Origin of the sequence: Candidatus Flexicrinis affinis, from assembly GCA_016716525.1 — a bacterium.
In the GTDB taxonomy this organism is placed as follows: Bacteria; Chloroflexota; Anaerolineae; order Aggregatilineales; family Phototrophicaceae; genus Flexicrinis; species Flexicrinis affinis.
In genome coordinates, this window is sequence record JADJWE010000001.1 from 292,078 (window position 1) to 315,292 (window position 23,215).

The 23,215-nt window shown below is 64.2% G+C and carries 20 protein-coding genes; 6 read left to right on the forward strand and 14 right to left on the reverse strand.

The window, feature by feature from the left end:
- Positions 1 to 3: 3 nt before the first annotated feature.
- From IPM16_01170 to IPM16_01195, 6 genes are all read left to right on the forward strand, one after another.
- Entirely contained in the window at positions 4 to 306 is a 303-nt protein-coding gene (locus tag IPM16_01170) for a hypothetical protein (protein ID MBK9121719.1), read from the forward strand.
- Between the two features lie 128 nt (positions 307 to 434).
- Positions 435 to 2,306 (forward strand): malto-oligosyltrehalose trehalohydrolase, encoded by a 1,872-nt coding sequence (gene treZ / locus IPM16_01175; protein MBK9121720.1) that lies wholly within the window; start codon positions 435 to 437, stop codon positions 2,304 to 2,306.
- A gap of 63 nt (positions 2,307 to 2,369) precedes the next feature.
- Positions 2,370 to 3,299 (forward strand): substrate-binding domain-containing protein, encoded by a 930-nt coding sequence (locus tag IPM16_01180; GenBank protein MBK9121721.1) that lies wholly within the window; start codon positions 2,370 to 2,372, stop codon positions 3,297 to 3,299.
- Positions 3,300 to 3,359: 60 nt separating this feature from the next.
- Positions 3,360 to 4,898 (forward strand): sugar ABC transporter ATP-binding protein, encoded by a 1,539-nt coding sequence (locus tag IPM16_01185; GenBank protein MBK9121722.1) that lies wholly within the window; start codon positions 3,360 to 3,362, stop codon positions 4,896 to 4,898.
- A complete protein-coding gene (locus IPM16_01190; protein ID MBK9121723.1) occupies positions 4,888 to 5,892 on the forward strand; it encodes an ABC transporter permease in 1,005 nt (334 codons plus the stop codon). The genes IPM16_01185 and IPM16_01190 overlap by 11 nt, the downstream gene beginning before the upstream one ends.
- Positions 5,893 to 5,911: 19 nt before the next feature.
- A complete protein-coding gene (locus tag IPM16_01195) occupies positions 5,912 to 7,375 on the forward strand; it encodes a hypothetical protein (GenBank protein MBK9121724.1) in 1,464 nt (487 codons plus the stop codon).
- Positions 7,376 to 7,381: 6 nt separating this feature from the next.
- Here IPM16_01195 and IPM16_01200 read toward each other — a convergent pair whose 3' ends face one another.
- The 14 genes from IPM16_01200 to IPM16_01265 are packed head-to-tail and all read right to left on the reverse strand — an operon-like array spanning position 7,382 to position 23,158.
- Positions 7,382 to 8,917 (reverse strand): carboxypeptidase M32, encoded by a 1,536-nt coding sequence (locus tag IPM16_01200; protein ID MBK9121725.1) that lies wholly within the window; start codon positions 8,915 to 8,917, stop codon positions 7,382 to 7,384.
- A gap of 26 nt (positions 8,918 to 8,943) precedes the next feature.
- Positions 8,944 to 10,203, reverse strand: coding sequence for an MFS transporter (locus IPM16_01205; GenBank protein MBK9121726.1), 1,260 nt, complete (start codon positions 10,201 to 10,203; stop codon positions 8,944 to 8,946).
- Positions 10,203 to 11,450 (reverse strand): amidohydrolase family protein, encoded by a 1,248-nt coding sequence (locus tag IPM16_01210; protein ID MBK9121727.1) that lies wholly within the window; start codon positions 11,448 to 11,450, stop codon positions 10,203 to 10,205. Before IPM16_01210 ends, IPM16_01205 begins: the two co-directional genes overlap by 1 nt.
- 41 nt (positions 11,451 to 11,491) lie before the next feature.
- Positions 11,492 to 12,643, reverse strand: coding sequence for an aminopeptidase P family protein (locus IPM16_01215; GenBank protein MBK9121728.1), 1,152 nt, complete (start codon positions 12,641 to 12,643; stop codon positions 11,492 to 11,494).
- Positions 12,640 to 14,349, reverse strand: coding sequence for a peptidase M14 (locus IPM16_01220; GenBank protein ID MBK9121729.1), 1,710 nt, complete (start codon positions 14,347 to 14,349; stop codon positions 12,640 to 12,642). Before IPM16_01220 ends, IPM16_01215 begins: the two co-directional genes overlap by 4 nt.
- Before the next feature lie 2 nt (positions 14,350 to 14,351).
- On the reverse strand, positions 14,352 to 15,755 hold the full coding sequence (locus IPM16_01225) for an amidohydrolase family protein (protein ID MBK9121730.1): 1,404 nt from the start codon (positions 15,753 to 15,755) through the stop codon (positions 14,352 to 14,354).
- Positions 15,752 to 16,915, reverse strand: coding sequence for a M20 family metallopeptidase (locus IPM16_01230; GenBank protein ID MBK9121731.1), 1,164 nt, complete (start codon positions 16,913 to 16,915; stop codon positions 15,752 to 15,754). The genes IPM16_01225 and IPM16_01230 overlap by 4 nt, the downstream gene beginning before the upstream one ends.
- 10 nt (positions 16,916 to 16,925) lie before the next feature.
- A complete protein-coding gene (locus IPM16_01235) occupies positions 16,926 to 17,918 on the reverse strand; it encodes a succinylglutamate desuccinylase/aspartoacylase family protein (GenBank protein MBK9121732.1) in 993 nt (330 codons plus the stop codon).
- Positions 17,919 to 17,952: 34 nt separating this feature from the next.
- Positions 17,953 to 19,131, reverse strand: coding sequence for a pyridoxal phosphate-dependent aminotransferase (locus tag IPM16_01240; protein MBK9121733.1), 1,179 nt, complete (start codon positions 19,129 to 19,131; stop codon positions 17,953 to 17,955).
- A gap of 4 nt (positions 19,132 to 19,135) precedes the next feature.
- Positions 19,136 to 19,852, reverse strand: a complete 717-nt coding sequence (locus IPM16_01245) for a hypothetical protein (protein MBK9121734.1) — start codon at positions 19,850 to 19,852, stop codon at positions 19,136 to 19,138.
- Positions 19,849 to 20,916, reverse strand: a complete 1,068-nt coding sequence (locus IPM16_01250; protein ID MBK9121735.1) for an Ldh family oxidoreductase — start codon at positions 20,914 to 20,916, stop codon at positions 19,849 to 19,851. Before IPM16_01250 ends, IPM16_01245 begins: the two co-directional genes overlap by 4 nt.
- Before the next feature lie 2 nt (positions 20,917 to 20,918).
- Positions 20,919 to 21,386 (reverse strand): VOC family protein, encoded by a 468-nt coding sequence (locus tag IPM16_01255; protein MBK9121736.1) that lies wholly within the window; start codon positions 21,384 to 21,386, stop codon positions 20,919 to 20,921.
- Positions 21,387 to 21,395: 9 nt separating this feature from the next.
- Entirely contained in the window at positions 21,396 to 22,286 is an 891-nt protein-coding gene (locus tag IPM16_01260) for a DUF4438 domain-containing protein (protein MBK9121737.1), read from the reverse strand.
- On the reverse strand, positions 22,283 to 23,158 hold the full coding sequence (locus IPM16_01265) for a DUF4438 domain-containing protein (protein MBK9121738.1): 876 nt from the start codon (positions 23,156 to 23,158) through the stop codon (positions 22,283 to 22,285). The genes IPM16_01260 and IPM16_01265 overlap by 4 nt, the downstream gene beginning before the upstream one ends.
- Positions 23,159 to 23,215 lie beyond the last annotated feature (57 nt).

Genomic DNA, 23,215 nt, shown 5'->3' on the forward strand with positions numbered 1-23,215 from the left:
GCGATGGTCAGCCAGCTTCGCGAAGTCCTCAACCGCTTCGAGGATCAGTCCGTCCCGGTGTCTATCAGTCACCTTGCGCACGAGATGGGGCTCGAGGTCGGAATCGTCCGTGACATGATCGGCTACTGGGTGCGCAAAGGCAGGCTGCGCGAGGTCGGTGTGCAGACGGCGACGTGCCATACCTGCGGCGTTCATGGCGCGTGCCCTTTCGTCGTCACGCTTCCGGTGTACTACGAGGTCGTGCGCGCGGGCGACGACACATCGGTTGACGCGCCGTGCGCATGCGGGGTTGGTGGCTGCGGCTGAGCACGCCGCGGACCATGACGATCGTTGGACGGGGGCCGGGAGTGGCGCCCGTCTTTTTGCATGCGGGCGGTTGCGCGCGTTTGCTACACTCGGTTGCGTCTGCCGCCGACCACGAAAGATGCCCCGCGATGACCTCGACCCCTATCCGCGAATCGAACCTCGGCGCCGTGCTGCGGCCGGACGGAACGTGCGCGTTCACCGTGTGGGCGCCGTTTGCGCAGCACGTCGACATCGAACTCGAAGGCGACCCGCCGGTTTCGCACCCGATGCAGCGCGATCCGGACGGTTATCACACGCTGACGCTGACCGGCATCCAGCCGAGCGCACGTTACTGGGTCGTGCTGGAAGGAAAAAAGCGCCGGCCCGATCCGGCGTCACGTGCGCTGCCGGACGGCGTGCACGGTCCGTCGGCGATCGCCGCCCGCGAATTCGCATGGACGGACGAGCGCTGGCACGGGTTCCCGCTCGAGTCGTATATCATCTACGAGCTGCATGTCGGGGCGTTCACGCCTGAGGGTACATTCGACGCCGCGATCGGTCGCCTCGACGCGCTGGTGGTCGACCTCGGCGTGACAGCCATCGAGTTGATGCCGGTCGCGCAGTTCCCCGGTACGCGCAATTGGGGCTACGACGGCGTTCAGCCGTACTGCGTTCAAAACAGCTATGGCGGCGTTGACGGCCTCAAACGGCTCGTGGACGCGTGTCACGCGCGCGGCTTGGCCGTCGTGCTGGACGTCGTCTACAACCATCTGGGGCCGGAGGGAAACTACCTGAGTGACTTCGGACCCTACTTCACCGATCGCTACAAGACGCCATGGGGCAAGGCGCTCAATTTCGACGGCGCGCATGCCGACCACGTGCGCCGGTACTTCATCGAGAATGCGCTGTATTGGGTGACCGAATTTCACATCGACGCGCTCAGGCTCGACGCTACACAGGCGATGGCGGATCTGTCCGCGCATCCGGTGCTGGATGAGCTGGTCGCAGCGGTGCATCGGCAGCGCGACGCATTGAACCGGCGCATCTACCTGATGGCGGAGACCGATCGCAGCGATGATCGTCTGCTGCGCCCGTTCGATGCCGGCGGGGTGGGCATGGACGCGCAGTGGGCCGATGAGGTCCACCACGTCATCCACACACTGCTGACCGGCGAGAATCAGAGCTACTACAAGGGCTTCGGCAAATTCGCCAACCTTGCGCCGGTGATGCGGCGCGGGTTCGTATACGGCGGGCAGTACTCGCCGGTCCATGAGCGCCGGCACGGCACGTTCAGCCCGGATATTCCCGGCAAGCGATTTGTGATCTGCGCGCAGAATCACGATCACATCGGCAATCGCATGAACGGCGAACGGCTCTCGACGCTGGTGTCGTTTGAAGCGGCCAAGCTGGCGGCAGGCTTGGTGCTGCTGTCGCCGTATCTTCCACTGCTGTTCATGGGCGAGGAATACGCAGAGTCGAACCCGTTTCTGTTCTTCACCGATCACGGTGACCCGCACCTGCAGGACGCGGTGCGCGAGGGGCGCAAGCGCGAGTTCGCCGCGTTCAACTGGGAAGGCGAGCCGCCCGATCCGCAGGACGAAGCGACTTTTTCCGCTTCGAAGCTGAGATTCGAGCGACGCGGACACGGCAAGCACGCGACAATGCTGGCGTTCTACACCGAGCTGATCCGCCTGCGCAAGACGATCCCGGCGCTTCACCACTTGGAAAAGCGGCAGATGGAAGTGATCGGGTACGAGCGACACCGCGTCCTACTCATGCGCCGCTGGCATGAGGACAGCGACGTGTGCATGCTGTTCAACATCGGCCCGGATGACGTGGAGTTGACCGCACCGATTCCGGCGGGCGAGTGGTCGGTTGCGCTGGCGTCGGCCGACGCACAATGGCGCACCGACGACGATTCAGCGCCACCACCGGACGCCGCGCCAATCCGCCCGGAGTCAGACGGTCGCGTGACGATTCCGGGTCATGCGTTCGTGGTATACGTTCGCAGCGCAACTTGATGCGCGTTCCCGGTAATGCGCTACAATCTCCGCCTGACCCCGAGTTGTTTGAAGGAGACCCTCATGCTAAGGCGTTCACTCGTTATTGTTGTGCTGCTGTTCGCGATACTTGTCGGCGGTGCGGCGGCGCAAGATGCGCCCACCATCGCCGTCGTGACGCCGTATCTCGCCCAGCCGGGTACGCAGTTCATGGTCGAAGCCTTCCAGGCCGCTGCTGCTGAGAAGGGCTGGAACGTCACCGTGATCGACACCGCCGGCGATGTGCCTGCCGTCAACGCGCGCATTCAGGATGTCGTGACGCAGGGCGTCGACGCGATCGTGATTAACGTCGATCCGTCGCAGGTGCCGGCGCTAGCCGAAGCGGTCGAAGCGGGTATCCCCGTGTTCGGCATGGACGCCGGAAGCGCGCCGGAAGTGCTCGTAAACGTGACCAGCAACGGGTATGAGATGGCCGCCGTGACCGCGACCTACGTGGTCGACCGGCTGAACGGCGCGGGCCGTGTCGTGATGTTCGGCTTCAACCCGTATCCGCCGGTGCAGAAGCGCGGCGTGATCGCGGAAGCGATCTTTGGTAACACGCCGGATATCGAGGTGATCGAGTTCATCGAGCCAGACGTGACCGACGGCGGCATCGCCGACTCGCGCGCCCGGATGGAAGCGATCCTCGCGGCCAACCCGGAACCCGGCAGCATCTCGGCCGTGTGGGCAGCATGGGATCAGCCGGCGTTGGGTGCGCTGCAGGCTATCGAGGCGGCAGGCCGTGAAGGTGAAGGCATCGTCATCACCGGCATCGACGCCAACCCGCAGGCCCTTGAGGCGATCTGCGCGGGCGGTAACTTCGAGGCCAGCATCGCGCAGGACTTCACCGGCATCGGCGGCCTCGTCGCCACGCAAATCGAGCGTTATCTGGCTGGCGAGACTCTCACGCAGGCGGTCGTCTACGCCCCGACGACGCTCGTCACCGCTGCCAACGTGACCTGTTTGGCGCAGTAGAATCTTCGTCTTCCAATTGTCCGGGCAGACGACACCTTCTGCCCGGACAGGTTGTTCATCGTGAAATCGGAAAATCTGCTTACTGTTCAGCGCGCCACCAAGACCTACGGTGGCGTGCCTGCCTTGCTCAACGTCGATCTTGACCTGCGCGTCGGTGAAGTCCACGCGCTAATGGGCGAGAATGGCGCCGGGAAATCGACGCTCATCAAGATACTGGCGGGTGTCATTGCGCCGGACGCCGCCGAGATTCACGTCCGCGGCGCGCGTGCCCACATCGGCAGTCCCCAGGCGGCGTTCGACTACGGTCTACGCTTCATCCATCAGGAACTGCACGCCGTCCCGCAGCTCAGCGCCGCCGAGAACATCTTCCTCGGTCACGATTACCCGACCGCACTCGGCATCAAAGTGCGCTGGCGACGACTTTACGACATGGCGCGCGTGACGCTGGAGCGCTTGGGCATCACGCACATCGACCCGCGCGCGACGATGGCGCACCTTAGCCCCGGCGACCAGATGCTGGTCAATATCGCGCACGCGTTCGTCGGCGACGATGTCACGCGGGCCGGTGAGCGCGCGCTGATCTACGTCATGGACGAGCCGACCGCAGCCCTAACTGGCAGCGAGAGCGCGCAGCTATTCGATGTCATCGGGCGGCTTCGCGCGCGCGGCAGTGCGGTGCTTTACGTCTCGCATCGCATGGACGAGATCTTTCAGATTGCCAACCGTGTGACGGTGCTGCGGGACGGGCGCCTGGCTGGAACGCGCGACCGAGGTTCGGTGACCCCCGCGGAGATCATCGTGATGATGACCGGTCGTGAACTGACACAGGTCTTTCCTCCGCGCACCGCGCCGGTCGGTGCAGAGGCCATGCTTGATGTGCGCAGTGTGACCACCGCCTCGGTGCACGACATCTCGTTCCACGTGAAGGCCGGCGAGATCGTTGGCGTGACCGGGTTGGCCGGCTCGGGCATGGCCGACCTGCTGCGTGCATTGATCGGCGCCGACCGCCGCGTTGGCGGAGACGTGCTGCTCGATGGCGCGCCGTTGAAACGCTATTCACCCGCGCATGCTTGGGACCGGCAGGTCGCCTATGTGCCGGAGGAGCGCCGGTCGCAGGGATTGATCCTCTCGCACAGCGTGTCCAGCAACGTCACCTTGCCGCAGCTCCGGCATTTCAGCCGCGCCGGCGCACTGCTGGCGCACAGCCGCGAACGCGCGACGGCACGCCAGTTGGGCGACTCCGTACGTCTCAAGGCGCGTGGGCCGCGCCAGACCGTCCGTGAACTGAGCGGCGGCAACCAGCAGAAAGTCGTATTTGCGCGCGCGCTCGCCCGCCCGCCCCGTCTGCTCCTGCTGGGCGAGCCGACGCGCGGTGTCGATATCGGCGCAAAGCTCGACATCTACCACCTGATACGGCAGATCAGCGCACAGGGGACGGCTATTGTGTTGGCGTCGACCGATCTGCCGGAGCTGATCGGCATGACCGATCGCATCCTTATCCTGCGACATGGACAGCTTTCCGACATCGTGCCGTCTGCCGGTGAAACACCGGCGAGCCTGTTGTCCCGCTGCTATGGAGATGTTGCGCATGTCGGCTGATCGTCTCGAAAAGCCCCGTGCGTCGATCAACTGGGGTCGCTTCCTACGCTCGTTCGGTACACTGATCGGATTCCTGCTGATCGTCGCCTTTTTCTGGTCGCAGCGGCCGGCGACGTTCATGAGCGTGCGCAATCTGCTCAACATCACACAGCAGGTCAGCATCCTCGGTGTCGTCGCCTTTACGATGACGGTCGTCATGGTTGTCGGGGACTTCGACCTCAGCGTCGGCACGATGGCGAGCTTGTCAGGGATCATTGTCGGGCTGATGCTGCAGAACGATCATCCGCTGGGCACGGCGATTCTGGTCGCCTTGCTGGCCGGCGCAGCAGGCGGGATTCTCAACGGCGTGCTGATCGCCTACGTCGGGATTTTGCCGTTCGTGGCGACTCTGGCAACCTTGACGGTCTTCAGCGGCGCAGCGTCCTCGCTCAGCGGCGGGCGCACGATCTTCGGGCAGGTGTTCCCCGACGGGCTGGTCGACTTCGCCAACGGCGGTATCCCGCTGTTGACGCTGAACGAGCAGGTCGTGCGTTTGCCGCACCTGACCATCATCGCGCTGATCGTGCTGGCGATTGTCTGGTTCGTGCTGGAGCAGACCGTGTTCGGGCGCAGGCTGTACGCGATCGGCGGTAACATGGAGGCGTCGCGGTTGGCCGGCGTGCGCGTGCGCTTTCTGCGCCTGCTCACGTTCGTGGTCACGGGGCTGGGAGCGTCATTGGCAGGGGTCGTGCTGACTGGTCAATTGGCGACCGCCAATCCGACGTTGGGCGACGGGTTGATGCTCAACGCGATCGCCGCCGTGTTCCTCGGCATGACGATGAGTCAGGAAGGCGAACCACGCGTGTTGGGTACGCTCGTGGGCGTGCTGTTGATCGGCGTGCTGGCGAACGGCTTTACACAGATCGGCGTCGACACCTACGTGCAGCGCATCCTCACCGGTGTCATCATCATCGCGTCGGTTGCGTTGAGCAGTATCTCGCGGCGGCGAGGATAGATCGCTAGGGAGTCCCCCGATGAACGACACATTGTGGCTCGTACTGGATGTCGGCAGCAGTGGCGTCAAAGCCGTGCTAATGCGTGATGACGGCGCCATCGTGACGATGGCCGACGCGCCCTATTCGACGTTCAGCGCCGAGGGCGGCGTGGTCGAACAGGACGCCAACGACTGGTGGAAGGCCGCAGTCGCGGCGTGCCACGCGTTGGGGCATGACCGTGCCGAAGTCGGCGCCATCAGCGTGACCGGCCAGATGCAAGACCTCGTGATGCTCGACGCGGCGGGTACCCCTGTGCACCCGGTCATTCTGTACAGTGATACGCGCGCCAAGCAGGAAGCAGCAGAGGTTCATGCGCGGTTCGACCCGCACCGCCTCCGCGCCTTGACTGCCAACGCACAGGGTGCCGACGCGTTGTATGCCAAGCTGCTGTGGGTGCAGGTCAACGAGCCGGACGTGATGGCGCGCACGCAGGTGGTGCTGTTCGGCGGCGCGGACTACGTGTGCTACCGCCTGACCGGTGCGGCGGCCTGCGATACGACGACGGCCTCCACGACCGGCGTCTTCGATATCCGCGCGCGCCGCTGGTTCGATCAACCGCTGCTTGAGGCAATGGGGATCGAGGCGTGGGCGTCGCGGTTTCCAGCAGTTGTCCCGGGCGGGGCCGAGGCGGGCGAGGTGAGCGCGCACGCCGCTGCCGCTCTGGGGGTTCCTGCCGGCATCCCCGTATACCACGCGCCGGGCGATGCCGGCGCGACGACGCTCGGCGCGGGCAGCGGCGAGATCGGCCGGGCATACGCGTATGTCGGCACCAGCGGGTGGGTCGGCTTCAGCGCCGATGCGTCCGGCTCGCCCGACCACGGCGTGTTCACGCTGGCGCATCCGCAAGCCGGTCGCTACATGCAGGCGGCCCCGCTGCTCACGGCCGGCGGCAATTTGGATTGGGTGATGAACCTGTTCGACGCGAACGACTACACCGCGTCGATCGATGCGGCGCTGGCCGGCCCGATCACCGGCGTGACGTACCTGCCGTACCTGAACGGCGAGCGCGCGCCGTTCATCGACCCGCTGGCACGCGCGGCGTTCATCGGCATTAGCCCGAGCATCGATCGCGTCGATCTGATGCGCGCGGTGCTTGAAGGCGTTGTGTTTGGCTACCGGCACGTGCTCGACGTCCTGATGCCCGAACCGCCCGACCGGTTGGTCCTCACCGGCGGAGCGACCCGCTCTGACGCGTGGTGCCAGCTCTTCACGGATATCCTCGGCCTGCCGATCGTGCTGATTGAAGGCGCCGAGCACGCCTCCTTGCGCGGGGCGGTGCTGTCGGCGCAGGTCGCCCGCGGAACGCGCGAGAACTACACGCTGAGTCTGCCCGAGCGCCGCACCTTCGACCCGAACCGCCAGCACGCCGCCCAGTACGACCGCAAGTATGCGGTGTACCGCGCGGCGTATCCGGCGCTCAAACCGCTGTTCGAGATGGGCTAGCGTGCGTTAGCCGGCCAGCTCGTACAGGTCGGTAAACTTCTCGGTCAGGTACTTCAGGTATGGTTCAACCGTGAGGTCGCGGCCGGTCGTGCGCTGCAGCAGTTCGGTCGCGCTGAAGGCCCGGCCGTGCCGGTAGATGTTCTCGGTCAGCCAACCCAACAGCGGCGCGTAGTCGCCTTGCGCCAAGGCGTCGTCCAGACCGGGCAAATCACGGTGCGCCGCCTCAAGAAACTGCGCGGACATCACGTTGCCGACTGTATAGCCGGGGAACGACCCGAATCCGCCGCCCGACCAGTGGATGTCTTGCAGGACCCCGCGCGTGTCGTCCGGCGGGACCACGCCGAGGTACTCCTGCATCTTGGCGTTCCACAGCTCGGGCAGGTCGGCCACCTTGATGCTGCCATCCATCAGGCCGAGCTCGATCTCGACGCGCAGCATGATGTGGAGGTTGTAGGTCACTTCGTCCGCCTCGACGCGGATCAGGCTGGGCTGCACACGGTTGACGGCGCGGTACAGCAGGTCAGGGTCCGCGCCGCGCGTCTGCTCCGGGAAGACCTCGCGCATGCGGTCGAAGTGAGCCAACCAGAACGTCCGGCTGCGGCCGATCTGGTTCTCCCACAGTCGCGACTGCGACTCGTGCGCGCCGTAGCTGGTGCCGCCGACCGGGTACTTGCCGAGGAAGTCGATGGTAAGCGCGGTGCGCGTCAGGGCGAGATCGACACCCTGCTCGTAGAGGGCGTGGCCGGTTTCATGCAGCGTGCCGTAGAAGGCCATCGGGAAATACGTCTTGCTGTAACGCGTGGTGATTCGCACATCCTGCCGCGTGAACGAAATCTCGAACGGGTGCGGAGCGATGTCAAGCCGGCCGCGGTTGAGGTCATAGCCGAACCGCTGCGCCATCTCGAGGCCGAAGGCCTTCTGTTTGTCGATCGGGTACTCGTGCGTCCACAGCAGGTGCTCGGTCGTCCGGCCGCGCTCGACGATGGCACGCAGCAGGGGCAGTACGCCTTCTTTCAGGGCGTCGAACAACACGCGCAGCTTGCTGGCCGTCACGCTCGGCTCGTACTCGAACACCAGCGCGTCGAACGGATGCTCGTCATAGCCGATGGCGTCGGCCTGCTGACGGGCGAGGTCGACCTGCTGCTGCAAATACGGCGCAAACAACGCGAAGTTGTTGGTCTGCTTAGCCTCGTGCCACACTCCTTCGGACACCGGTTCGAGCGCGGCTTTCTTCTCGACCAGCGCCAGTGGAAGGCGCTGGATGATGTCGTAGTACTGCCGGGTTTGCTGCACGGCTCGCACCCGGTAGGAATCCGCGTCTTCACCGGCGACCTCGTCTTCGGCGGCGTCAAGCAGGCGCAGGGTCTTGTCGCTGATGAAGTGTTCCTGCGCGACCTTCGACAACGTCGCCAGTTGATTGCCGCGCGTGGCCGCACCTCCTCCCGGCATTTGCGTACGCGCATCCCACTTGAGGATCGAGATCGCGTTGAGGATGTCGTTCAACTCCGCGATGTGTTGTTCGAATTCGAGATAGCCGGTCATGGGATGCTCCTGTGAATACCGTGCGATCACGCGCTTTCAAACGCGTAGGGCCGGCGGCGGTGGAAGATGGCGACCACGCTCGCGCCGGTGGCGAATACGCCGACCGCGACGATCGTATAGACGACGTCGAAGCCGTGAGTCTGCTGCAGCGAGCCACTGATCAGAGTGGCAACATACCAGCCGACGTTCCACATCACCATACTCATGCTGCTGATGTTGTTATGCAGTTCGGCCGGCAGGTGGTCGAGCGTCAGCGGCTGGAACAAAGGCTGCATGCAGTTGCGGAACGAGATGGCAAAGATGAATGCGACGACGCACAACACCAGCGTGGATGACACCGCCATGATCTGGAATGACACAGCGGCGAGGCTGAGCAGAATGCCGAGCGACCACGCGCGCCCGTAACGCCGCTCCCACCACGGGTTGAGCATGGGAATGAGCGCCATGCCGAACCAGCCGATGCTGAGGATCGTGCCGACCCCGTCGTCCGGTACGCCGAACTGTGTGCGGAAGAACAGGTTGTAGAACGGAAACGTCAGGCCGCCGGTGAAGCCGAAACCCAGCATGGGCAGAGTCATCACCGTGAGCTTGCGCCACGGCACCGCCATACGCGGGGGTTCGGCCACCTGCGCGACCTTGCGCGGCTTGCGCCCGGAGCGCACGAACCAGAACGGAATTAGTCCGATCAGTATGAGAATCGCGCCGATCACGATGGTCGAGCCATAGGCGAACGGCGTCTGCGCGCTTGCCGGGTCGATCGCGGGTAGGCCCAGGCCCGTGGCGTTCACGATGATCGCCGGCAAATGCCCGCCGATGAAGCTGCCTGCGGCCATGGTCGCCATCGCAATGACGTTATGGACGGCGAAGAAGCGCGTGCGCCGGTCTGATGGCACGAGCGTGATCATCATCGGCGCGACGGCGATTTGCTGCCCGCCGTAGAACACGCCGACCATGAATTGCGCGATGAACAGCATCGTCAGCGTCGGAAAGGCGATCTGGAGCAGCATCATGGCGGCGATCCCCACCGTCGAAATGACGAGCATGCGGTGGACGCCGGTTCGGTTGGCGAGGATTCCGATCGGGATGCTGGTGAGCAACCCGGCTAAACGCGGTTGAGACTGGAGCACGCCAATCGTGGCCGGGTCATGGCCGAGGCTCACGAAATAGAAGTTCAGCACGATATCTGCGACACCGAAGTAGCCGATGTGCAGTGCCGCGCTGTAGAGCAGGAACAACCAGACTTCACGATCTCGCGGAAGGAGGCCGCGAACCCGGCTGTTGATCATTATGCTCCGACGCCGATCATCCGTTTGCCGCCGATAAAGGTCATCACCACGTGGTTCAGCGCGTCAAGGTCGTCGAGCGGGTTGCCGTCGACGACGATCACGTCCGCCGCCTTGCCGGCCTCCAACGTGCCGAGCGATTTCTCGACGCGGTTGATGCGCGCCGCCACCGAAGTCGTACTGCGCACCGCCGCGTAATTGTCGCTGACGACGCCGACCTTGACCATGAACTTCAGCTCCGGCGCGACAATCTCGTGACCGACGGCCGGGCTGCCTGCGTCGGTACCAAACCCGATCGGGACGCCGGCCTTGGCCGCGTTGACCAGCCCCGCATAGCGCGATGGGTTGGCGACCGCCTTCTTCCGTTCCTCAATCTTCCATTCGGGGATATTGAACTTGCGCGCGACCTCTTCATTGGCTTGCATAACCAATGGGGCGAACGTCGTGACGATGGGGATCTTCCTGTCGATCAGCAATTGAATCGTCTCGTCGTCCATCGAACCGCCGTGTTCGACGCAATCTACACCAAACTGCGCCACCCGCTTGATGCAGTCGTTGTAGGTCGCATGCGCGGTGATCGGCAGGCCGTTGCGGTGCGTCTCGTCAATCACGGCTTCCAGTTCGGCGTCGGTGAATTCAAGCGTGTCGTGGCAGGCCATGATCTTGATCAGGTCGGCCCCGCCGCGTACCTGTTCGCGCACAGCGCGGCGCATCTCGTCGGCGCCGCTGGCCTCACGGCAGCACCAGTAGGTGTGGCCGCCGGTCTGAATGATCGCCTCGCCGCACACCAGCAGACGCGGTCCGGGGAAAATTCCCTGCTCCACGGCCTGCTTGGCGAACAGATTGGATTTGTTCATGCCGAGGTCGCGGACGAGCGTAACGCCGGCGCGCAGATTCTTGAGCATGTTGGCCGCCGACTTGTAGGCGCTGATCTGCGGGTCGTCGTCCATCGACTGGCGGGCGAGGTCGTGCACGCCGTCCCACGCCAGATGCGCATGCGAATTCATCATGCCGGGCATGACGGTCTTGCCGGCGCAGTCGATGACATTCGCGCCGTCGGCTGCGGGCTGCTCGATCATCGGCCCGACCGCCGCGATCTTGCCGTTGGCGATGTGGACGAATCCCGGCTCGATGACCTCATCGCCGACGCACGTCAGCACGCGCGCGTTGACGAACAGGGTGTGCGTCACCGGCATATCGAACATCGAGGTGATGATTTTTTGGTAACGCCATGCAGCAGGTTCCGGCATCTCTCACATCCTTCGGGTTCTACGATGAATATGCAGTTGGGCTAAAGCGGCAGCACCCGCGCCGATGGCGGGTTGTCTGCGAGGAACCGGCTCGGAACCGCCGGTGCACTGTTGGTGATGATGAACGTGTTGATCGTCCGGTAGCCGTCGTTGCCGGGGCGGTAGATGCCGGGCTCGCATGAGAACACCATGCCGGGCCGCATCACGGTGGCGTCACCGGGCGCAAGCCACGGAGCCTCATGACCCTGCAAGCCCATGCCATGCCCGATCCGGTGCCGGATCGCTGTGCCATACCCGCGGTCCTTCAACACGGCCAATGCCGCGCGGTTCACTTCGTGGCACGGGTTGCCCGCACGCGCCGCCGCTGCTGCTGCCGCATCGCACGCTGCGGCCGCCTCAAGGCAGCGCATCCGGTCGCCTTTGGGCTCGCCGACGAGGAACGTCGCGCCGCTTTCGGCGTGATACCCGCCGACCGACGCGCCGATTCCTGCGATCAACGACTCGCCGCGCAGAGGCTTGCGATGCAGCGGCGATCCGTGCGGGAGCGCAGCGCGCTCGCCGCTGTGGACGGTACCGACGACACCCCCGCCCGACAACCGGAACACCTCGCCGACTTCGGCCTGCATCTTGGCCCGTGTCGCACCCACGCACTGGGCGAGGATGTCAAGCTCGGTGCCGCCGCCGCGGATAATGTCGGCGGCATGCGCTTTGACCTGTTCAAGGCAGTAATCGGCGTAGCGCGCGGCCTGCTCGATCAGGCGCAGCTCTTCGGGGTCCTTGATCCATCGCATCTGCTCGACCATCGGCGTCATGACGACCTCGGCCGGGATGCGTCGGAAAACGTCGACCGTCAGCGTGTCGATGCCGAGCCGCTTGGCGCCGCTCTCGCGCACCATCCACACGACCGGGTGCTCTTCGCCGGGGTACTCGAAATACGTACGGATGTCGGTGATCCAACCGGCCGACGCGTTCTCAAGCTCGAGCTGCGGCACGAGCAGCGCAGGCGCCCCCTTGGCCGGGATCAGCAGGCCGAGCGGGCGTTCGGACGGGATGTGGAAGAACCCCGACACGTAGATGACATTGTAGACGTCCAGCAGCAGCATGGCGTCGAGCTTCTCGCGCTCGAGCTGCGCTTGGATCTGGGCGACTTTACGCCGATAGAACGCCTCGCTCAAGGCTGGCGGTGTGTTCACAGAGCAACCTGCTTCCGATCGGTACCGGCGCGCTGCGCGCTTGCCGTAATACTCAGGGTTCCACCGGCCGATGCACGCACGAGCCACTCCGCCTTGCGCGACGTCTGCGACCATTGCCGCAGCCACGGGGACCACGTCGCGTTGCGCTCGTCGCGGCCCGCCAGATGGCCGAGGTCGACCGTGGCCTCGCCCATGATCAGTTCGGCGCCTGCTGGCAGCGTCAAGTCGACCTTGACGGTGCCGGCCATGTGATGCTCGAGCGCGCGTTGGGTCATGTGAGTCGGTAGATAACCGATATTCTTGACGACGGCCGACACCTTGTATAGGTCCGCGCCCAGTGGTTCTGAGGTCAGATCCGTAATTCGGACCAATGGTGTGCAGGCCGCATGCTTGAGCGTAAACAGGCAGTTGTTGTGAATCGTCTCGTGCAGGAAGCCACGTGCCGCGTCGGTGGCTGCCCACGATGCGGGCGGCGGGTTGCGGAACGTGAACATGTGCGTCCACCCACCAATTTCGACCTTGCCCAACTGCGGGTGATCGAACGGGGTCCAATTGACGAAGCCGCGTCCGCCGAGGTGTTCGTCGTTGTACGTAAGCAGCGCGATCTCGTCGTCGAGCGACCGCGCGCGCACCTGATACTTGGCCGGGTCGGCAATGCCTGCGGCCAGCTCCGGGTTCCAAAGCTCGGTCGAGAACGTGATGATGCCCATCTCGTCGTACGACCACTGCATGAGCGATCCGGTGCGCGGCTCGGACGGGTCGGGTGTGAACTCCTCGTAGACCGAGATGGTCGGATAGCCGGTGATCTCGGTCGCCATTTTGCCGATGGTCTTGTACACGGCGAGGTCGAAGCGCGGCAGCGTGCTGTCCGGCGCGACCAGCGAGGGGCGCAGGTGCAGGCCGCCATGCGTGTGGTAGCACTGCATGCCCATGATATTCGGGTGGTCGAGGATGAAGCGCGCGGTCGCCAGTGCCTCCGGTTCCGACAGCGGGTAATCTCCGGCGCCATACTGCCGCTCGCCGCTGATCCATCCGGCCGGATAGTTGCGGTTCATGTTGCCGTCGCGCGGCTTCTCGATCTCGATCGTGACGCCGTCCCACGGCCCGACGATTTCGCCCTCGCGATACAGCCGGTAGTACGGTCCCGTCCCGTTTTCGCCGGGTTTGCGCAGCACCATCAGGCGCGGATCGGCATCAGAGATGCGCCATTCGCCGGCCGGGTCCTCGACGCGCATCTGCACGATGAAACCGTCGCCGTTGATGTCCTTCTGCACCAGCCCGCGCGTCTGTTCTTCGCCGGGCAGATAGCGCCCGTTGCCGCACCAGTGGTGCGCCGTCGTCAGGCTGATCTCGGCACCATCCGGATTCACGCGCGGGATGATGTAGAACGTCAGGTTGTCGAGGAGCCACGTGACTTCCGGGTCGCTCCCGTAATGGTTAAGCAAGTACCAGATGGTGTACAGCGCGGTGTGCGAGGTGGCGACTTCCTCGGCGTGTACGTGCGCGTCGATGTAGAACGCTGGCTTCTCGGTGTGCAGTCCGGTGTCCGGGTTGCGCAGTGTCATGCACCACACATCCCTGCCGCGCCAGCTTTGACCGAGAGACTCGAGCGCCGCGAGCTTCGGGTACGCGGCGGCCAGCCCCTTGAGGTGTGCGGTCAGGTCGTCGTAAAGGAAATACTCGCTGAAGTCGATGTCGTAGCCCATGCCTAGAATCCCTTTTCGATGCGCGACGCATTCGGCCGGACGAACTGTCCCCAGCCGGGTTGCCCGGTGACCTCGCCGTCGCGGAACACGGTTCGCCCGTTGACGAGGGTGCGGCGGATCTTGCCTCGGAATGTCTTGCCTTCGTACAGCTTGTCGCAGTCGCGCGCTTTGCTGAACAGCATGTCGACGCTAATGGTCGTCGTCTGCGACGGATCGTAGATCACTAGATCCGCATCCGCGCCGACGCCGATCGCACCTTTTTGCGGATAGATTCCAAAGCGCTTCGCGCCGTTGGTGCTGATGAGCGAGACGGCTTTTTCAAGCGGTATCATGTCGTTGAGTGCCGCGTCCATCATTCCGAGTACCAGCTCCTCGACACCCGGTGCGCCGGGTGGAGTTCGCCAAATGTCGGTGCGGGCACGCTCTTTCTCCTCGACCGTAAACGGGGAATGGTCGGTGGTGACTGCCAGCAGGGTGCCATCGAACAAGCCGCCCCACAGCGCCTCCTGATCGATGTATGTGCGCAGCGGCGGGTTGATCTTGGCGTACGGGCCGACTCGCGCGAGGTCGTCTTCTGTAAAGAACAGATACTGCGGGCAGGTCTCACCGGTCGCCTGCGACCCTGCCGCCTTGAATTGGCGCAGGACGTTGAGTGCGTGCTCGGAGCTGACATGCGCGATGTGCACGTTCGCGCCGACCGCCTCATTGATCGTCAGCACCGTCGCAATGGCAAGGGCTTCTACCATCGGCGGGCGCGACTCGTTGTGCGCGGCGATATCGTTGCGCCCAGCCGCCTTGAGCCGCGCCATGTTCCATTCGAGAAGCGTGTTGTCCTCGGCGTGGATGGTGCAAACGAGGCCGGTCTCCTCGACCAGCTTGAGGGCTTGAAACAAACCATCGGTGGTGGGGAGGCACAACCCCTCGAATTCGTCGTCGCGGCCTGCCGGGGCAGCCGTCGTGAAGATCTTGAACGCGATCGCCCCTTCGGCCGCCATGCCTTGGACCTCGTCGCGGCTGAGTAGGCCCGGGGCGCCATACAGTGCGAAATTGACGTAGGCGTTCTCCTCAGCCAAGGCCTTGCGCATGAGGAAGATGTCCCGCGTGGCGCAGCACGGCTTGCTGATCGGCATTTCGAAGATGGTCGTGACACCCCCTGCGGCCGCGGCGCGCGTCTCCGTGGCAAAGTCGCCGCGGGCGGGGTAGGCCGGTGCGCGGCAGTGGAAGTGGATGTCGACCGCGCCCGGAATCACCAGCATGCCGGATGCGTCGATGCGCTCGTCTGCCTCCACCTCGGCGCCGCGCTCAAGCAGCCCCACAATCTTGCCGCCGGATATCGCGATGTCGAGCGCGTGCTGCCCGGTTTCGGTGATGACGTCCGCGCCTGCAATAACCGTCTCTGCCTTCATAAGGGTTCACCGCCGTTCAAGGTCTGTGTCATGAATCGTTTGATGATGCTGGATGTCGCTTGGAGTTCGCCGATTTCGACGTATTCGTCGAAGGCGTGAGCAACCTCGTAGCTGCCCGGCCCGAAGATGACCATTTCGCCGCGTGTGACGCCCGTCAGGTGCTTGGCGTCGCTTCCCGGCAGGTAACCGACCGGCCCCGGATCGGCGCCGAGTTCCGTTTGGACTGCATCGAGGAACGACTTGGCCAGCAGGCTGTCGACCGATGAGCTAAACCAGTTCGATACCAGAAAGTCGCCAACCGACAGTGACGCCGGCGCGGCGTTCACCCCCGCGACAACGTCCGAGAGTTCGCGCTGTACGACGGCCGGGTCCTCACCGGGGATCATGCGTCGGTCGAGGTACGCGACGCACGAATCGGGGACGGCGTTGGCCGTGCTGCCGCCCTGAATCACGCCGACGTTGCAGGTCGGCACACCGACGATCGGGTGGACGCGCTGCGACAGGTCACGGTGATACTGCTCCAACGCTAGTACCGCGCGTGCCATCGCCGCGATCGCGTTGACGCCGCGGTCCGGGTTGGTGGCGTGCACGCTTCGGCCGGTGGCGCGGACGGTGGCCCGCACCACACCCTTGTGCGCGGTGGCGACGCGGTTGTGGGTCTGCTCGCCGACGATGATGAAGTCGCACATCGGCAGATGACCGTTGTCGGCCATCCAGCGCGTGCCCAACCGCCCGCCCACCTCTTCTTCGGCGGCTGCGACCAGCACGATAGTTCCGCGCTTTGTCCCGCCGGTGCTGGCGATCTTTGCCATCGCATGCATCATGGCGGCCAGCGGGGCCTTGTCATCGACACTGCCTTTGCCGTAGATGCGCCCGTTCTCGATCACTGCCGCGTACGGATCGACATGCCAGTGTTGCGCTTCGTCGGCGGCGATCGGTACGGTGTCGATGTGCGCGTGCAGCATGATGACCGGGTCGCCGCTGCCGAGCGTGGCAATCACGTTGACCGCTTCCGGTTTGACCTCCGGAGCCGGCATCGACACGGTACAGCCGATACCACGCATCCAGTCGGCGACGTAGTTGGCGATGTCGCGGGTGTCGCCCGGCGGGTTCGGTGATGGGATTCGGATCAGGGCTTGCAGGAGCTCGATCAGCGTCATCGGCCGTGCCTCAGAACGCCCGGCTCAGTTCGCCTTGAATCTCAGCGTAGAAGCAGCACCAGTCACCGGTCTGCACGTTCGGCAGTGCGCGCAGGCCGAAGATCATGCCGTCGACGGGCGCGCGCAGTTCAGTCAAGAGGTCGCCGTACACGTCGACAATCCGCGCGATCAGGTCGCCTTGCTTCATCGGAACCTGCACTTGCAAGCGAGGTTCGGCGAGGAACAGACCGCTGACCGGAGCCAACAGCGCGTGTTGAACGCCGGTGTGCCACGTGTCGGCGTACGTCGGCGCGCCGTCGATCACCTTGTAATGACGCAGCACGTTCATAATGCCGTCGGCCAACACGCGACCGCAGCGGTCGAAATCGGCAGGAGACGTGGCTGGACGCCCGCCCAACTCGACCGTGATGCCCTGTTTGCCGGCTTCGTACATGACGGCTGGCGGGCTGCCTTTGGGCAGGAAGCTCTTGAGGATCAGCTTCCAATCCCTGCCCATCGCTTGGGCCAATTCGATCGCCTTCTCATCGGTCGTCGCGAAGATCGTCTCCGACAGATACGAGTGCGCACCGCCCGAATGAATGGAAATTTCGTAGGTCGCAACCTCGCGCAGCCACACACTGTGCTTATGCGCGAGGCGCTCGGTGAGGTAGCCGTCCGCCTTGCCCGGATAGATGCGATTGAGGTCATAACTGAAGGTGTCGAGCGGGTTGCCGCGTTGGGCCGCCTCGTACGCGGGCACGTTGAGAACCGGAACAAGAACGACGCTTCCGCGCATAGCCGCCGGGTCGAGCCGGCTGTCGACGATATGACAAGCCAGCGTGCCCTCCGGCTCGTCGCCGTGTATGACCGCATCGACCCACACGCACGGCCCGGGCTGCGCCCCGTGAATCACGATAATCGGGATATCGAGCGGTCGCCCGCCCGGCAGGTTGGTCACCGGGATGACGCCGCGGACGCGCGTTCCGGGTTCAGCGCTTGCCGTTCCGACCGTCAAGGACTGCATACGACCTGCTCGCTTTCTCTATAGATACACACGATTACGTCCGGTAGCGCATGATGATCGGCTTCATGCGCTCCAACGCTTCCTTCAGCAGTTCATCGGATTGCAGTACGCTGATGCGCAAATAGCCGCCCCAATTCTCGCCGAAACCGGTGCCGGGGAAGATCAGCACGCGGCCTTCGGCCAGCAGCAGGTACGACAACTCGGTGGCGTGGATGCCTGTAGACGAGCTGTTCGTCCATAGGAAGAACGCGCCGCGCGGATCGCTGTAGTCGAGACCCATCGCGCTCAGGCCGTCCATCATGATCTGACGGCGGCGTGCGTAGATGCGCTGGAATTCGTGAATGGCTTCGTCCGGCCCAGTGATCGCCGCCAGCGCCGCCCATTGGCTGATGCTGGCCGCGGGCCCGGTGGTGATCGCCTTGACGCGCGCCATCGCGTCGATGAAGTTCACCGGCGCGGCGACATAGCCGACCCGGAACCCGGTCATCGCATAGGCTTTGGAGAACCCGTTGAGGGTGATTGTGCGATCCTCCATGCCCGGCAGCGAGCCGATGCTGAAGTGCTTCCAGTCATCGTAGACGAACTTCTCGTAAATCTCGTCCGAGATCACGATCAGATTGTGACGCTTGGCAATCTCGGCGATCTGGCGCAGACGGTCTTCGGTGACGATGCCGCCGGTCGGGTTCATCGGCGTGATGATCAGGATGGCTTTGGTTCGCGGCGTAATCGCCGCTTCGACCGCTTCGGGCCGCAGGTTGAAGGCGTCCTCATGGTCGGTCGGGACCAGCACGAACGAGCCGCCCGCGCTTTCGATCGCCTCATCGTACGTCGTGTAGCGCGGATCGGGCACAAGCACCTCGTCGCCCGGGTCGAGCAGCGCCTGCATGATCAGGTACAGCGCCTCCTGACCGCCGGTCGTGACGATCACGTTCTCGCGCGTAATCGACAGGCCGTTCTCGCGGCGCAGTTTCGCCGCGATCGCCTCGCGCAGGTCAGGCATGCCGATGACCGGAGTCGTGGCGATGGCTTGCCGGCGTATGGCGTCCTCGACCGCCGACAGAATGTGCGCGGGTGTGGGCAAATCGGGATCGCCGCGCCCGAGCGCGATGGCGTCGGGATACTGCGCGGTCAACTCCATCAGCTTATACCGAAGTTGCGTACCGTTCGCCGCAACGGCGCGTACGTTCTCCGGGACGTTGGATTCCAAAGACATCGGACTAACCCTCGCCTTCAGTGATGCCAAGCGCGGCCCACTGCGACACACTCGTCGTGCAGATCGTCATACTCTGCTTGTAGGCGCGCAGCTTGCCAGCCATCGATGAGCCGGCCATCCAGCCAACGCGCCACCCGGGCAGGGCACTCGATAAGCTGCCGATGCTGACGACACGCGGCGCAAGCGCCTCGCGCTGAGCAGGGTGCATCGACGCGGCGCCGGATGTATCGAAGACCACCCACCATCCATTGCTGTCAGCAACTTGGGTGAGCCGGGCAATCGTTGAAAGATCGCTGGCGGCGCTCAGTACAACCACGGCGTCACCGGACACACCCGCTTCACCGGATACGACCAGCGCGCCGAGCAGCACACCCGCCGCATGCACTTCTGGCAGACCGTCCGGGCAGATGATCGTCGTGCCGGGCTTGACCAGTAGCTTGAGCGCGACGAATCGCGCTTCGGTTGCGCCGCACGTAATGGTGACGTCGCCGGCACCGTATTCGACCTCGAAGCGTTCTTTGAGGAACCGGACCGCATACTCTCGCAGGGGCAGGATGCCGGGCCGGTCGGTGTAATGGGTGTGTCCGTCAGCCATCGCTTGCACGGCGGCCTTCGCGACGCGTTCCGGCACGTCTGCGCGGACGACCGTGTCATCCGGTGCGGGCAGGTTTGCGACCCGCGCGGCAAGCGGCCTCGCCAGCGTTTGGACTGGGTTCGTCATACGACTACCTCTCGATCGAATGGGAACCCAATGCCGAGCTTGCCGGCCAGTTCCGCAAGTTGATCGAAGATCACAGCGTCCAACTGCGCGCCGTTCTTGCGGTACTCGATTTCGCGGCGGTAATCGACCTCGCCGGGGACGAGAATTTCAGTGAATCCCGGCCGCAGCTTGGCCGCCCTGATATCCGCGATAAAGCGGTCCATCCGCGCTTTGAACTCGTCCAACGGCATGAACCACGCAATGTCGATAGCGATCATCATGTGGGATACGTCTTGCTTGGCGGGGTTCGAGTAGGGCGCGAGGCCGAAGCCACCGCCACCGAGTACGCCGGTCATCACGTCGGTGAGCATCGAAAGCCCATAGCCCTTGTACTGCCCGATCCCGAGCAGCGCGCCCTTCATCGCAGCGGCCGGGTCGTCGGTTTCTTCGCCCTCCGGCGTCAGCGCCCAGTCGAGCGGCATCTTCTTGCCTTCGCGCTCGTACCACTGCATCATGCCTTTGCCGGCGGTCGTAAGGGCGATGTCGAGCACGACCGGAAAGTCGCCACCGGTCGGCGCCGCGATGCCCCATGGGTTCGTCCCGACGACGCCGGTTGCCGCACCCCATGGCGCCATCTCTGGTCCTGCATTCGTCATGGCGACGCCGATACACCCTTGCTCGACGGCCAGCCGCGCCGGCACCGCGGACGAGCCGAAATGCGTGCTGTCGCGTACGACGACTGTGCCGATGCCGCTGATCTTCGCCTTCTGAATCGCAAGCTCCATCGCCCGTTGTGCGACGGCCGATCCCATGCCGTTATGGCCGTTGACAAGCGCCAGCGCCGGTGACTCTTTGACGATTTCAAAGGGTGCGCCGGGGACGATGTACGTGTTTCGAATGCGTTCGTAATAGACCGGCAAACGGCGCACGCCTTGACCCTGACCCGGCAGGCAGCGGAGCTCGCTCTGCATCAGCCCACGCGTGCAATAGCGGGCCTCGTCCTCCGGTACGCCCATCGCGCGAAAAGCGCTGAAGGTGAACGACTCGAGCGCGTCGACTGGGACGCGCACCAACGTGATTCCCATCCCTAGATTCCCTTGATGGCCTTGTATTCCTCAAGCTGCTCGGGCGTGTACACCTGCATCAGTTCCAGCTCGATGCCGCCGGCTTCCTGCTCAAGGAAGGCGACCCAGCCCTCGGGGTGGAGATGACTTCCCGTGACCTTGCACGCGCTGCACTCCTTGAGCGTGGCGCCGTGTGCCTGCGCTTCGGCCAGCGCCGCGTCGATATCCGGCACCGCATAGCAGATGTGGTGCAGCCCCTCGTAGCCGCGCTCCTTGATCCACGCATCGAAGCGCCCGCCTTCGTCCATCGACTGACAGAGCTGATATTCGACATCACCGACGTTGAAGATTGCCACGCGGTTGCGCGACTTCGGGTAGTCGTGAATCTGTCCGTCCAGCCCGACGCCGAGGTACTGCTGGTACTGCTTCATCGCGAGCTCTGCGTCCTTGACTGCGAACGCCATATGCTTGATGTACCGACCGTCTGTCATGACACGCTCCTAATCCTTGAGCCCGAAGATATCTTTGATGTTGACACTGCCGCTGACGATCGGGTTGATCCCCCCAGCCATGCTGGTCATCAGCAAGGTGACGCCGGGGCCGTAACCGGCGCGCGGGCTGTCGCCTTGGCCGATCACGCCGATGCCGACCGCGCCGCGCAGGTAGCCGTGGTTCCAACTGCTGTCGTAGTCCGATAGCGCAACGACATCGCCCAAGCGCAACGAATCGAGGCCGGCCTCTTTCAGTGCCGCCTTGTCGGCCGTTTGGATGTGCAGCGATCCGCCCTCGCTGGTGAGGCCAGCGCCCGCGCCTAACAGGTGCGCCGGCACATGGCCGACGACCGAGACGTTTAGCTTGCCGTCCGGTCCGGTCGTCGCTTCCAAGCCGTTGAGCAGTTCCGGCGAACAGCTCTTCAGCATCACGCCGGGGTGGTCGGCCAGTTCCAGCCCGACGCCCATCGCACGGACGACGATCTTGTCGCCAATCGCCATCTTCTCGCGCACTGCCTTTTCGAAGTGAATGATGACGTGTTCGGAAAAGCGGCCCGATTTACCGGTAACGACCCCGCGCGCGCCTTTTGCCTCGCCGGTCATCACGACGGCCGTGTTGCCCACGCAGGCGAGGATGTTCAGGCCGCGGTTGCCGGTGTCGTCCTTCAGCGAGATGCTCACGCCCGGATGCACCGTATCGGCAAGCCAGCCATACGCGGAGTCCCCGACCGAGACGTTGTATACGATGCCGCCGTAAGCCGGCAGCAGGAACGGACGCCCCTCGCTGTCCAGCCGATATGGTTCGGCCGGCAGGCCGGGAAACCCCGGCGATGCGATCTGCCCCATGACGGAAACGCAAATCACTTTGTCGGCGTTGGAGCGAAGCGTTGTCGAAGTCATGCCGGGTGTCCAATCTGAAGGTAGTTGGCGATGTTCGCGCGCGGGTCGATAACCCATTCGATGACCGGTTCCGGTGCGGTCATGACCGTCAGGATGCCGGGGCCATGGCCGGTCATCACCGAGTCGCCATGGATGCACAGCCCGATCGTCACCGCACCCTTGCGGAAGCCGCGGCCATAGCGGTGATCGTGGTCGGGGATGACGACGAGATCGCCGAGCCGCATTTGGTCTATGCCGAGGTCGGCCATCAGCCTTCGATCGCCTGACATCAAGTCCTGATCGACGTACTCGGAGTTCAGTTCTGCGCCCGATCCCATGATCCGGGGAGGCAGCTCCATCGTCACCGGCACGCGAATCTTCGGCCCCGAAGGTGTGTCGATCTGTTCAAGCGGGATGGCGTTGAGCAGGGTGGGGCTGAGCTTCTTGATCTCGATCTGCGGAAAATCGGTGAACATGAGCCCGCGGCCGAGCGCCACAATCTGGATCGGGTCTCCGACACACAGCAGCTCGTTGGTCTCGGGCGCAAAATCGACAAGGATGCGCGCGTGCTCGCCGGTCACCACGCCCTCTGCGCCCTTTGCCAGCCCGCCCATGACGATCGCGCGGTTGCCCATGCACGTCAGATAATGCAGCGCGAACTCCGCGGCTGCGTCCGGGTTGGCGATCGACGAGCCCGGTTCGACGTGATCGCCGGCCCAGCCGAACGCCGGGTCTCCGACGCGTGCGTTGTACACCACGCCGGACATACCGGGCCATACGCGCCCGATTCCGCTGTTGTCCAGCGTATAGCCGGGATAGCGCAGGCTGGGTTGGGAGATATTGCCGGTCACCGCCATGGCGACCAAGTGTGATTCGTTGGTGGCGGGTCTCATCGGTGCGCAATCCTTCGCAGTTCGAGGGGATTTCTAGCGAGTTGCTTGACACCCCGG

Coding starts and splice junctions, on each gene's coding strand:
- IPM16_01260 (MBK9121737.1), bottom strand. CDS start 22,286: ATGACTTCGACAACGCTTCGCTCCAACGCCGACAAAGTGATTTGCGTT.
- IPM16_01265 (MBK9121738.1), bottom strand. CDS start 23,158: ATGAGACCCGCCACCAACGAATCACACTTGGTCGCCATGGCGGTGACC.
- IPM16_01220 (MBK9121729.1), bottom strand. CDS start 14,349: ATGGGCTACGACATCGACTTCAGCGAGTATTTCCTTTACGACGACCTG.
- IPM16_01230 (MBK9121731.1), bottom strand. CDS start 16,915: ATGACGCTGATCGAGCTCCTGCAAGCCCTGATCCGAATCCCATCACCG.
- IPM16_01225 (MBK9121730.1), bottom strand. CDS start 15,755: ATGAAGGCAGAGACGGTTATTGCAGGCGCGGACGTCATCACCGAAACC.
- IPM16_01200 (MBK9121725.1), bottom strand. CDS start 8,917: ATGACCGGCTATCTCGAATTCGAACAACACATCGCGGAGTTGAACGAC.
- IPM16_01190 (MBK9121723.1), top strand. CDS start 4,888: ATGTCGGCTGATCGTCTCGAAAAGCCCCGTGCGTCGATCAACTGGGGT.
- IPM16_01240 (MBK9121733.1), bottom strand. CDS start 19,131: ATGTCTTTGGAATCCAACGTCCCGGAGAACGTACGCGCCGTTGCGGCG.
- IPM16_01245 (MBK9121734.1), bottom strand. CDS start 19,852: ATGACGAACCCAGTCCAAACGCTGGCGAGGCCGCTTGCCGCGCGGGTC.
- IPM16_01210 (MBK9121727.1), bottom strand. CDS start 11,450: ATGCCGGAACCTGCTGCATGGCGTTACCAAAAAATCATCACCTCGATG.
- treZ (MBK9121720.1), top strand. CDS start 435: ATGACCTCGACCCCTATCCGCGAATCGAACCTCGGCGCCGTGCTGCGG.
- IPM16_01255 (MBK9121736.1), bottom strand. CDS start 21,386: ATGACAGACGGTCGGTACATCAAGCATATGGCGTTCGCAGTCAAGGAC.
- IPM16_01235 (MBK9121732.1), bottom strand. CDS start 17,918: ATGCAGTCCTTGACGGTCGGAACGGCAAGCGCTGAACCCGGAACGCGC.
- IPM16_01170 (MBK9121719.1), top strand. CDS start 4: ATGGTCAGCCAGCTTCGCGAAGTCCTCAACCGCTTCGAGGATCAGTCC.
- IPM16_01180 (MBK9121721.1), top strand. CDS start 2,370: ATGCTAAGGCGTTCACTCGTTATTGTTGTGCTGCTGTTCGCGATACTT.
- IPM16_01250 (MBK9121735.1), bottom strand. CDS start 20,916: ATGGGAATCACGTTGGTGCGCGTCCCAGTCGACGCGCTCGAGTCGTTC.
- IPM16_01195 (MBK9121724.1), top strand. CDS start 5,912: ATGAACGACACATTGTGGCTCGTACTGGATGTCGGCAGCAGTGGCGTC.
- IPM16_01205 (MBK9121726.1), bottom strand. CDS start 10,203: ATGATCAACAGCCGGGTTCGCGGCCTCCTTCCGCGAGATCGTGAAGTC.